This window comes from Bifidobacterium sp. N5G01, assembly GCF_002742425.1.
In the GTDB taxonomy this organism is placed as follows: domain Bacteria; phylum Actinomycetota; class Actinomycetes; order Actinomycetales; family Bifidobacteriaceae; genus Bifidobacterium; species Bifidobacterium hominis.
Genome location: NZ_NJNP01000002.1, coordinates 296,868 through 308,793, shown reverse-complemented (window position 1 = coordinate 308,793; position 11,926 = coordinate 296,868). Strand labels below are relative to the sequence as shown.

The 11,926-nt window shown below is 55.0% G+C and carries 9 protein-coding genes; 4 read left to right on the top strand and 5 right to left on the bottom strand.

Features of this window, described 5'->3' with window-relative positions; translation table 11 throughout:
- The first annotated feature begins 12 nt into the window (after nt 1-12).
- The 4 genes from ispG to CE168_RS04930 all read left to right on the top strand — a co-directional run bounded on the left by ispG (nt 13) and on the right by CE168_RS04930 (nt 4,628).
- Nucleotides 13-1,209, top strand: a complete 1,197-nt coding sequence (ispG, locus tag CE168_RS04945; RefSeq protein WP_099571366.1) for a flavodoxin-dependent (E)-4-hydroxy-3-methylbut-2-enyl-diphosphate synthase — start codon at nt 13-15, stop codon at nt 1,207-1,209.
- Between the two features lie 92 nt (nt 1,210-1,301).
- Nucleotides 1,302-3,014, top strand: coding sequence for an alpha/beta hydrolase family protein (locus CE168_RS04940; RefSeq protein ID WP_099571365.1), 1,713 nt, complete (start codon nt 1,302-1,304; stop codon nt 3,012-3,014).
- Between the two features lie 88 nt (nt 3,015-3,102).
- Nucleotides 3,103-3,831, top strand: a complete 729-nt coding sequence (recO, locus tag CE168_RS04935; RefSeq protein WP_099571364.1) for a DNA repair protein RecO — start codon at nt 3,103-3,105, stop codon at nt 3,829-3,831.
- Between the two features lie 5 nt (nt 3,832-3,836).
- Complete coding sequence (locus CE168_RS04930) at nt 3,837-4,628, top strand: isoprenyl transferase (RefSeq protein WP_099571363.1); 792 nt, start codon at nt 3,837-3,839, stop codon at nt 4,626-4,628.
- 61 nt (nt 4,629-4,689) lie between these two features.
- On the opposite strand, the gene CE168_RS04925 is transcribed toward CE168_RS04930, so the two are convergent.
- The 5 genes from CE168_RS04925 to CE168_RS04905 all read right to left on the bottom strand — a co-directional run bounded on the left by CE168_RS04925 (nt 4,690) and on the right by CE168_RS04905 (nt 11,675).
- Entirely contained in the window at nt 4,690-5,931 is a 1,242-nt protein-coding gene (locus CE168_RS04925) for a nucleoside hydrolase (RefSeq protein WP_099571362.1), read from the bottom strand.
- A 188-nt stretch (nt 5,932-6,119) separates the two neighbouring features.
- Nucleotides 6,120-7,217: an ABC transporter substrate-binding protein gene (locus CE168_RS04920; RefSeq protein WP_099571361.1), complete on the bottom strand. Its 1,098-nt coding sequence runs from the start codon at nt 7,215-7,217 to the stop codon at nt 6,120-6,122.
- Between the two features lie 292 nt (nt 7,218-7,509).
- A complete protein-coding gene (locus CE168_RS04915) occupies nt 7,510-8,358 on the bottom strand; it encodes an ABC transporter permease (protein ID WP_236824325.1) in 849 nt (282 codons plus the stop codon).
- Between the two features lie 271 nt (nt 8,359-8,629).
- Nucleotides 8,630-10,186, bottom strand: a complete 1,557-nt coding sequence (locus CE168_RS04910; RefSeq protein ID WP_099571360.1) for a glycoside hydrolase family 32 protein — start codon at nt 10,184-10,186, stop codon at nt 8,630-8,632.
- 163 nt (nt 10,187-10,349) lie between these two features.
- Nucleotides 10,350-11,675: an MFS transporter gene (locus CE168_RS04905; RefSeq protein WP_099571359.1), complete on the bottom strand. Its 1,326-nt coding sequence runs from the start codon at nt 11,673-11,675 to the stop codon at nt 10,350-10,352.
- Nucleotides 11,676-11,926: the final 251 nt, after the last annotated feature.

Here is an 11,926-nt window from a genome sequence, read left to right as displayed (position 1 = left end):
AGGATTTGACGTATGCCAGAAATCGAAAAGCCGTTCCGTAAAACCGGTGAGGCAGCCATTAGCGAAAGCCCATTGCATCCGCGCCGCAAGTCCCGCCGAATCATGGTCGGATCGGTGCCGGTAGGTGGGGGAGCGCCAATTTCGGTGCAATCCATGACCAACACGCTGACCGCTAATGTGCCCGCAACATTGCAGCAGATTGCCCAACTGACCGCAGCCGGATGCGACATCGTGCGCGTGGCCGTGCCAAACCAGGATGATGCCAACGCGCTGCCGGAAATCGTGAAGAAATCGCCGATCCCGGTAATCGCCGATATTCATTTTCAAAGCAAATACGTGTTTCAGGCTATCGATGCGGGCTGTGCCGCGGTACGCGTGAATCCAGGCAACATTCGTAAATTCGATGAGGTTGGTCCCTCCATCTGCAAGGCCGCCACCGATGCGGGCATCTCGTTGCGCATCGGCGTGAACGCGGGCTCGCTCGATAAGGAACTGTATGCAAAATATGGCGGTCCGACGCCGGAAGCGTTGGTTGCATCCGCCATGAAGGAAGCGCGCATGTTTGAAGACGTCGGCTTCCATGATTTCAAGATTTCCGTCAAACATCATGATGTGATCACCATGGTGGAGACGTACCGTCTGCTCGCGTCCAAAGGCGATTGGCCGCTGCATCTCGGCGTTACCGAGGCGGGTCCCGCATGGCAGGGTACGATCAAAAGCTGTCTTGCATTCGGTGCGCTGCTGGCTGAAGGTATTGGAGATACGATTCGTGTTTCACTGTCCGCACCGCCCGTCGAAGAAGTGAAAGTCGGCTGCAAACTGTTGGAATACATGGGATTGCGCCCGCGTAAGTTTGATATTATCTCCTGCCCGAGCTGTGGCCGTTCCCAGGTTGACGTGATTCAGCTGGCCAATGCCGTGACCGAAGGATTGAAGGACGTGACCGCGCCGATTCGTGTGGCCGTGATGGGTTGTATCGTGAACGGTCCGGGTGAGGCACGCGAAGCCGATCTGGGCGTGGCATCCGGCAACGGCAAGGGGCAGATTTTCATCAAGGGCAAGGTTATTCAGACCGTTCCCGAAGATCAGATTGTGGAAACGTTGCTGGCCAAAGCGCAGGAAATTGCCGCACAGATGGAAGCGGACGGACAGATGCCAGTCAATGCCACCGGCCCTGTAGTGGTACCGGTGACACAGGGTAATTGCTGATTCATTGATTACAGGAGGTCGATCACAGATTGTGATCGACCTCCTGCTGATTTCGCTGGCTGTTGATTGTCATTTCAGCTGGGGTCGGTACAATGAACGGCGTGTCAGATCAGGAACGTCAGTCAGTCATGTCCAACGGGGAAATCCAATCCAGTCAGTGGACGAGGAGCAAACGACTGATGGTCAGTCTGCCCATTTTCATCATATTGTTGGGCATTTTGGTATCGGTCTCCAATCTGACGGCATCATCATGGAATTACGAGCCGACCGGGCAAACCATCGAAACGTTGACGTCCGACACGTCCGTGACCTTCGACAATCCTTCGGGCAAAACCCTTGCCAAACAAGGCGATTACGAAGTGACGCAACGCTATGCCACCATCGACGCCAAGCAACCGTCAACCGGTGAGATCCAACGTATCAAAGTGCTGATCCGTGAGCCGAAAGGTGCAGGGAATAATCGGCCTGGCGTGGTGTTCATGCATGGAGCAGGTTATGGCACATGCGACAGCTCTTTCGGAGACATGGCATTTGCGCTCTCATCCGCGGGTTTCGTGACGGCTGTGCTTGACAAGCCGGTGTGGTCCACCAACGATGCGACCCGTGACTATCCAGGATCCGCAGCCATCTACGATCAGGTCATCAACATGTTGCGTGATCTCGACAACGTTGACGCTTCGAATGTTGGCATTTACGCGACTTCCGAAAGCACATGGATTTCCTCATATCTGCTTGGGCAAGACCCTAACGTGGCGTTCCAAGTGCTGTTGAGCCCAATGGTGTATTCGCCACGATATTCGTTGGGATTCCTTGCGGCGCAGGATTTCGCGCTGGTCGGAGCGCATGATGGATACCAGTCCATCGTGCGCCGCGCATTCAACATCGATGCGAAATTGTTCGGCCTGACTAATCTCGACCTCGACACGTTGAATCCCCAAGCCTATTCCATTCCCACGCTTGTGGCGTACGGCACCAAAGACGTGATGACCGCGCAGGTGGAAGGCACGGAGGAAATCATCGACATGGCGCATAAGTCGGGCAATTGGGACGTGACCGTGCGCACATATCCGATCGCCAACCATGTGCTCCGACTCGGCGACGAAGCCAACAGCGGTACTCCATTCGCTGACGCCTACGTGGATGATGTGATCAGTTGGGCCGTCGGTACCACGCAAGGACTGGAGCAGACCAGCGAACGTGTGGCCGGCACCAACCTGTACCAGTCGATCGCGGTTCCGTTGGAATTGCGATCGAATAGTGGGCTGACCATCTATCTGGTGGTGTTGCATGTCAGCATGGTGCTTTTGCTGCTGGTGATCGGCGTGCTGTGGTTGATTGTGCTTGTACGTAAAATTTGGGCGCGTGCGCATCGACGCCGATATGTGTTGGGGCTGAGTCCTGTGTTCAAAAACGCGTTGATTACGCTTGCCGTGACCACCATGGCCACTTTTGTGCTGTTTGGTGCAGGATTGGGCGAAGTGGTTATGGGCGTGGTCAAGCTAGCGTGGGGTGGCGCTCCCGCCGAGAATCCGGGCATGATGTATTGGAGTTGGCCGGTTATTCAAATGGTTTGCGTTGCCGTGGTGTGGGCGTGGTCCCGCGTATTCATGCGTCTTATCGAGGAGGCGACGAATCGTGGTCTTGCACAATGGCCACCGCGTAAGGGGGCTATAGGTGCGATTGTGAGTGGCCGCCAGCCGGTGCTCGCGTCGACGCGATTCGGACGTGTGATGTTTTGGATCACGGCGGTCACCATGCTGTATATGCTGTTGGTATTCGCGTTCTGGGGATTGTTTATTTACTGATATCGCGGGAAAGTGCGGCTGGCGCGAGAATGTGCGGAAAATATATAGTTCAGTTGGGAAAACGAGGCGAGGCAAAGGAGGCGGGTGAATGCCATTGTATCAGGACGAGGGCGTGGTCTTACGCACCGTCAAACTTGGCGAAGCTGATCGTATCGTCACTTTGCTGACACGCGACCACGGCAAAATCCGTGCCGTCGCCAAAGGCGTGCGCCGAACCAAATCGCGTTTCGGAGGTCGTTTGGAGCCTTTCATGCGCGTCTCGTTGCTTATTGCGGAAGGACGTTCGCTTGATGTGATTTCCCAAGCCGAGTCGGTGTCGGCGTATGCGAGAGGCATCTGCACCGATTTCAAGGCGTATACCGCGGCGAATGTGATTTGCGAAACGGCTGACAAGCTTGTGGTGACGGAGCATGAGCGTTCCGTGGCGCAGTATCGGCTGGTGTTGGGAGCATTGAATGCCCTTTCCAAGCATGCACATGAGCCTGCTGCGATTGGTGATTCCTACGTGATGCGTGCTCTTGCAATTGCTGGTTGGACGCCACGTTTGCGTGCCTGCGTGGTGTGCAGAGATCCGATTTCTACTGATCGTCCATGGTTCTTCTCGATTTCCGCGGGTGGTCTGATGTGTTCGACCGATCATATTCGTGAATCGTTTGACGTTTCGTGGAATGCGATCTGCCAGTTGCAGGCGCTTGTCGACGGCGATTGGGGAGAGCTGGACGGTACGGTATTGCTTCCGAAAACCCGCCAAATGGTGGAAAAATGGGGTGAATACTATTTGGAACGTCCGATTCGTTCCATGTGCTTGCTAGATTAGCGGGTATGGCTTTTGAGAACGTGGATTACAAGTCCCTTGACATTCCGGCGGCACCATTTTCGGACCCGTCGATTATTCCCGATTTTCCGAAGAACAAGGTTCCGCGCCATATCGGCGTGATTATGGACGGCAATGGTCGTTGGGCGCAGCAGCGTGGGCTGATTCGCACTGACGGACATCAGGCTGCCGAACCGGTGGTGTTCGACACCATCGCAGGTGCCATCGAAGCTGGTGTGCGTTACCTGTCGCTATATACGTTCTCCACGGAGAACTGGAAGCGTTCTCCGCAGGAAGTGCGCTTCCTGATGGGCTTCTCGCGTGACATCATCCATCGTCGTGTGGAACAGATGAACGAGTGGGGCGTGCGCGTGCGCTGGGCCGGTCGCCGTCCGAAACTATGGAAATCCGTTATCGACGAATTGGAAAAAGCACAGGAACGTACCAAAAACAACACGACCATCGACGTGGTGTTCTGCCTGAATTACGGCGGACGTGCCGAAATCGCGGATGCTTGCGCGGCAATCGCAAAGGAAGTGCGTGACGGCAAGATCTCCGGCGATCGCGTAACGGAAAAAATGATTGCCGAACACCTGTACAATCCTGATATTCCTGATTGCGATTTGGTGATTCGTACTTCCGGCGAACAGCGCACGTCGAACTTCCTGCCGTGGGAAGCGGCGTATGCCGAACTCGATTTCGTGCCGGAACTGTTCCCTGATTGCGGTCGAGACGTGCTATGGCGTTCGATCGATCACTACATTCACCGCGACCGTCGTTTCGGTGGCGTCAAAAAGTAGTGTTGCCTAATTGATCGCGTTCACTGCGGGGAGAGCATAAGGCTCTCCCCGTTTTGTATTGCTACAGAGACTTTATGCGGGTGGTGAAGTCAGAGACGAAACGATGGGAATCGACTTGAAGGGCCACGTGGATACGAGGGGCGTTGGAGTCGATCAGGCCGGCGGGGTCTCCGATGGTTCGGCCGCGCGTGCCATGGAAATCGCCGGTTTCGAGTTCAACTTTCATTGGCAGATCAATGCAGTTCACCAGTGACGGATCTACGGCGACAGCTGCGGCCAGTGGATCATGCAAAGGCATGCCTTGAGAAAACAGGCGTGCATCGGCTTTGTAATTCGCGGCAATGGAAAAATCAGCCATGCCAGCGAGGAATACGCGCACATCGGAAGCAGATGGGCCTGAGTCCGAACTTGAGGTTCGAGCTGAAGCTGCATTCGAATTACCGGCTGGATCACCAAGTGTGTCGGCATTTGCTGCTTCACGCCAAGCACGGGTTGTATCAGAACCCATCAGACATTGATGTGTCACGTCCAGACCGACCATAGTGATGTCTGCACCGGAATGGAACACACGATCCGCGGCTTCCGGATCCTGAATGATATTCGTTTCCGCAGTCAGATCCCAACAGTTGCCTTCCTGCGTCAACGTGCCGCCCATCATCACCAGTTTGAGTTTGCCCGCAATATCCGGAGCGGCCGCAATCGCAGCATCAATATCGGTCAACGGACCAGTCGCAACCACAGTGACGTCGAAACCATAAGCACGAACCTGATCAATAATGAACTGTACGCCCTCGGAAACCGAGTCGGCGGAAGAATCATCAGCATGAATAGAAGAAGCCGAATCCGTAGTAAGCGACAATTCAAACGAATCAACCGCAGGATTCGCATGAATATCATCCAACGCATATCCGCCAACGGAAATCAGACTGCGATAATCACGAGAAAAAACAGTATCAGAACCGGAATTACCCACAAAATTATCTGAAAAAGCATTATCTGAAGACGAACTATCGCAAGCCGGGCCGAATCCTCCCAATCCGTCCGTGCCATGGAATTGCGCACAACCTGCATCCGGAATGAAACACCGAGCCCACGAAGGATGCGACGATCCGCGCATCACCGGTATGTGCCGAAACCCCAACCGTTCCAGCACATACGAAGTATTGCGAACCGCAGTGTCGACAGAAACGTTGCCGTACGTGCCGATCACGCCAAGCACGTCAACCGTATCGAACGTCGCAAGATACGCCAACGCCAGCGCATCGTCGATACCGGTGTCCACATCAAGAATCAGCCGTGTCATATTTTTATTTAATCAAACTCGTGCAATGAAGCCAAGCGCAACGCATAAAGGTGCGGCATCCTACAAACCATGTTCAACCCGTACTGAGCAAGCAGTGCTGGGCATGAAATAAAAATGCAGGATGCCGTATTCCAATATTTCGATTATTCGCACATAAACGGGTTACAAACCTATTCGTTCAAACCCGATTATTTCAGGAACTCGTCGGTGGCGAGATCCTTGGCCTGCGGAGCGTCATGAATCACCTTGTCATGCGAATCGGTGTAGGCGTTTTCCTGCGCGAGGAAGTCGAAATACTGCTGTGCGCCTTCAACATCGTTCGTGCCGAACGTGAACGAACCGTCCTTGATCTTGGCAGGATCGCCCCAATACTGGCCATCCACAATGGTTTTCATGCTGTTCTTGACGAAATCGAGCTTAAGATTCGCATCGGGAGCCTCGTCCACAAGAATCTTCGCCGCATCGTCAGGATTCGAATATGCGTACTCGTAGCCCTTCTTGGTGGCCTGCACGAACTTCTTCACCAGCTCAGGATTCTTGGAAATCGTCTTGTCGTTGGTGATCACGCCAATAGTGTCGGCATTGCCGGGAACGCCGTAATCCGGTTCGGCAAAGCAGTTGAGCTTCGGGCCGTACATGTCAGCCTGCACACCCTCCCAAGTGGCGTAGAAGCCGCCGAAATCGGCCTTTTTGCTGGAAAGCGCTTGGAACGTGGATGTGCCGACGGTCACCTTGTCGAATTCGCCCTTGCCGCCGTCAAACTGGATCATGCGGCGGATCACCGCATCGGATTCGTTGGAGCCGAAGGTGGCGAAGGTTTTGCCGTCGAAATCCTTTGGAGATTTGATTTCAGTGTTGGAAGCGAGCGAACACCAGATGGCGCTTGGCTTCTGCTGCACCTGCAGCACCTGCTTGATGGTTGCGCCCTTGATGGCATACGTGCCTACGTTGGTGAGATTCGACAATGCGAAGTCGGCCACGCCGTTGTTCACAGCTTGTTCGGCACCGGCCTGTGCCACGGCCACGATATTGACGTCAAGACCTGCCTTTTTGAAATAGCCCTTGTTTTTGGCTACGTACACGCCGATATGATTGGTGTCGGGCGCCCAAGACAGCATGAAGGTCACTTTGGTCAGACCGCTGCCGTCTGTTGCGCTTGTTGCGGAATCGTTGCTTTGCCCGCATGCGGTGACGCTGAACAGCATGGCGATTGCGCTGAAGAGTGCGATGATTTTACCTGCGATGTGAGTATGTGCGGTGGCGTCATGCCTGCTGAAGATGCTCATAAAGCGATTTCCCTTGAATCTATCTTCTCTACCGTTTTCTAGGGATGTGCTGCGAGCGGAGTTCGGGCAGAAAACGATACGAAGGGCCTAAGGCCCCCGCTCGTCCAATGCCCCCGACGTTCCTTATGGTGCCTGTTGAAAGGCTGTGGAACATTGCCGGTTTGCCACACATTGGCTTAACAGCGGATTTTATTATATGCAGTCAGTGTGACCGTCTGCATGATGCGGAGTGGCGGATTGCCGCGTGCTTTTGGAAAGGCGGGTGATTGCCGTAATGAGGTACGCGCGCGATTTACTGGTCCGCGTCGGGATCGGCGTCAGCGTCGGCAGGGCCAAGCAATATGCGTTCGCTCAGGTTCACCACAATCATCAATATGCCAGTGATGGCGATGATGACAAGCGTTGCCGCAAAGATCAGCGGCGTGCGGAACGAGTTGTAGGCGGCCTGCAGCCAAATGCCAAGACCCTTGCGTGCACCCAAATATTCTGCGGTGGCGGCAGTGGCGAAAATGTATGCGGCGGAAACGCGGATGCCGCCATAAATCTGACGAGCGGCAACACGCAACTTCACATGCCACAGTGTCCACGCTTTCGTGGCACCACAAGTCAGCGCAACATCCGAATAAAACTGGGGGACTGCTTCAAGACCGCGAATCGTCTGCACTGCAATCGGGAATAAGCCGAATACTGTTACGATCACGATTTTTCCGGAAATTTCAAAACCGAACCAAATCAAAAACAGAGGAGCGATGGAAATCAACGGCATGGTCTGCGCGGCCGAAAGCAACGGGAACAATGCTGCGTTCGCAATGCGCGAGCAGTACAACAATATGCCGATAAGAATGCCGAACAGTACGGCGAACAGAAAACCGATGCTGCCTTCAATCAGGGTAACTTGGGTGGCGGGCCATAATGTCGACCAGGTTTCGACGGTGGCCTGCGCGATTTCGCTTGGCGCGGCGATCATAATGCTGGGCACATTGCCGATACGAACCCACGCCTCCCAAATCACTAACAGCAACACTACTGCGATGACTGTGGGAATGCGGCGCTTGCAGATACTCAAAACAGTGGAGAAAGATCGTGAGGCCGCTGACTGAGCATGCTCAGAGTGTGTGCGTTGAACGTGCGAAACCGCCATCGTTCACCTTGCTTTCTGCGCCATAGTGGGCGCGCACGTGACCGGTGGCGAGAAATCAGTAAGGTGAGGAGCCTGCCCGCGTTCCGGTCAGAAAAGTTCATTACCGGGGTGTTAGTATAAAGCACTCCCTAAACCACGTTCTGAAACGAAAATCGTTTTTCAAACCAAAACGTAAGTCACAACTTGCGGCATAACGCAAGGTGGGTTCCGCATCTTGCCCGACACGGAACCCACCTTACTATTTACCCCTTGCTACTGCCCTGGATCAGCTTCACTCCAGTCCGATGGACTTCATGGTGTGGAGCTTTAAGGACTTGACCTCAAGCGTGCCGGATTCGGCAACAAGCTTGATGGCGCGCGGGCCTTCGGAAGCGTAGCTGAAGGAGCTCATTGCCTGTCGGCCGTCGTTCACATACACTTCCACGCAGCCGCGATCCACAAACACGCGCAGCTTGAGTTCGCCGGAAGCCAGTTCCTCGGCGGAAAGCGGGGCGGTACGGTAGCCGCGATCACCCTGGGCTGCGGCCTGACGGTCGATTACCATACGACCGATCTGATCGTCGAACGCAACGTACGTGTAAGCGCCATCTTCAGTCGCGTGAATCTTCAGACCAGCACGTTCCGCAGTGGAGGCGTTGAGATCGATGGTCATTTCGATTTCCACGGCTTCAGCATCATCAGCAATGGTCTGCTCGCCATTGACACCCAGTGAGATTGCGCCGAAATCGGTGGTGTTTTCACGCAAGCCCTTCATTTCGGCAACTGGAGCAGTGTGCAGGTCGCCGTCGGCACCCAGCGTGATCTCACGTGGAAGGGTCATGTTGCCGCACCAGCCGTCATCCTGCATCGGAATCGGCTCAACGAACGGGCTCATCCAGCCGTATACGATTTGGCGTTCGCCGTCGTTGAACGACTGTGGAGCGTAATAGTTGTGGCCGCAATCCCACAAGCGGAACTCGGTTTCCGGCTGGAACGCCTCACCCGGAGTCCATGTGCCGATCATGTAGCCGGCATTGGAAACGTTGCGGTTCATGAAGCCGGAAGCCTTGGTGCCCATGGCGGAGAAGCCGATAACCCACTTCTCGTTGCCTTCGGCGTCCTTGATCGGGAAGAAGTCCGGGCATTCAAGCATGAAGACGTTCGGATCCGGGTGTTCGAACAGTACGCGTTCGTAGGTCCAACGAACCATGTCATCGGAGGAGAACAGCCACATCTGGCCGCGCTTTTCAGCGGAGGAAACACCGAAGGTCATGTACCACTTGTCGCCGGTCTTCCACACCTTCGGATCACGATAGTGGTGATCGACCTTGTCGAGCGGGCAGTCAATGATCATGCCCCGTTTGGTGGCGCTGGTCAGCTCGTCGTTATCCGGCTCGGCGATCATCTGCACCTGCCAGTCGCCACCAGTGTTGTCGACGCCGTTGGCCCAACGGTGGCCGGTGTAGTAGAACTTGAGTTCGCCGTCGTCCCCGATCACTGCAGAACCGGAGAATACGCCGTCCTTCTCCTCTTCGAGGGTCGGGGCGAACATGATCGGCTCACGCTTCCAGTTGAGCATGTCGGTGGATGAGACGTGGCCCCAGTGCATCGGACCCCACTGGGTGCCGTACGGGTGCAGCTGGTAGAACACGTGCCAGCGTCCCTTATAGAAGCACAGGCCGTTCGGATCGTTGATCCAACCGCCGTTGGATGCGATGTGGAACTTCGGGTACCAGCGGTTGTTGCGTTCGGCGGCCATGGCTGCAACGCCTGCTTCCGCCTGTGCCAGGGCTTCGCTGTGGTTCTTGATTTCGTGGAGAACGGGTGTGTCCGGAGTGAAGCCAGTCATCGTTGAATAGCCTTTCTTGATGATTGTTTAATCTTGCGATTGTTGAATTGTTGCTTATTGAGTTTTAAGTAAAAGTTTTAAGAATGCTGCCCGAAGCGGAAAAAGGGGAAACGCTTCGAGCAGCACGATTTAGTTGTGATTTTGCCGATTTTGGCGGTTACGCTCAGGCGTTTGATTCAGCTGCGGCTTGGGCTTTGAGCTGCTTGTCGGTGTAGAACGGATCACCGCCGACTTCCTGGTCGTCCTTCTTGATCACGAAGAAGCCGTAGATCAGGGCGGCCAGCACGATGCCGGAGATGGTGAAGAAGGTCGGACGGTCGCCCATGGCGTCATGCAGGGCGCCCATCGGAGTGGAGAAGATTACCTGGCCGATCTGGGAGGCGATCTGGAAGCCCACCATGTACAGAGTTGCCGACAGCTTGGTGTCGAAGTGCAGGGTGAAGTAGCGGAATGCCGGCAGGCAGAACAGCGGAACCTCGATGGAGTGGAACAGCTTGACGATGGAGACACTGACCGGATCGTGGAACACGCCGCACAGGCCGATACGCAGGAACATCACGGTTGCACCAAGCAGCAGGGAGTTACGCACGCCGATCTTCTTCATGATGATCGGGACGACACCCATCATGGCGGACTCGAGGAACACCTGGAAGGAGTTCAGGGTGCCGTAGGTGGCGTTGCCGACTTCAGTGGAAGAGAAGAGGGAAGCGTAGTAGTTCGGGAACATCTGCTGGTCGAATACGGTGTAGAAGGTGTTGGTGAACAGCATGAAGACGATGAGCACCCACAGGGTCGGCATCTTCAGAACGGAGATCATCTCTTTGAAGGATGGATTGGTTGGGGCCGCGTTCGGATCGGCTTCCTTCCTGAGCTCTTTCTTCTGCTCGGCCGGAACCCAGAAAGCGTAGATGCACAGCATGCCAAGGCCGCAGATAGAGCCGACCCAGAAGTTCAGCAGTGGGTTGATGTTGAACAGGAAGCCTGCGCATAGTGCCACGATGGCGTAACCGAAGGAGCCCCAAGCGCGGGACTGGCCGTATTCGAAGCCGAACTTACGGGAGTAGCGTTCGGTGAGCGCTTCGAATAGGGAGCAGCCGGCCATGAAGCCTGCGGAGAGCACGATGGAGCCGATGAGCACGCCGATGAAACGGGTGGTGCCGCCGGCGGTCAGCATCGGGGCGTACACGAACTGTACGAACGGGCCGACGAGCGCTGCGATGGCGGAGACGAAGATCACGAGCTTACGTTTGATGCCCAGCTGATCTTGGATGGCGCCGTAGGCGAACATGATGACCAGGGTTGCCAAGGAGTTGATGGAGTAGATCTGGCCCTGCTCTGCGGAGGTCATGCCCAGGCCGTGGGTCGGGTCGGTGAGCCAGCGGGAGAAGAAGGACCACCAGATGCCCCACGAGCAGAAGAACATGAAGATACCGAAGGAGCTCTGCAGGTAGGAAGGATTCTTCCAAGCAGATCGAGTGTTGTTTGCCATGTTGTTGTTGTTTCTCTATTTCTCTTTGTTTATGCCGCTGCCGTGCAGCATCTCGGTTGTGTGCCGATACTGTGTTGTGCCGTCATCCGCCCGGCTGCCATGCCAAGTGGATGAACATGGTTAAATAATAATACATCAAACGATTGACGTCAATCGATTGACGTCAATAATTCCAACGTTTTTCAGAAGCCTTGAAATTAAGTCGAAACTGGGTGTAAAAAAGAAGGCCTTTCGGCGTGTCGTAACAGACA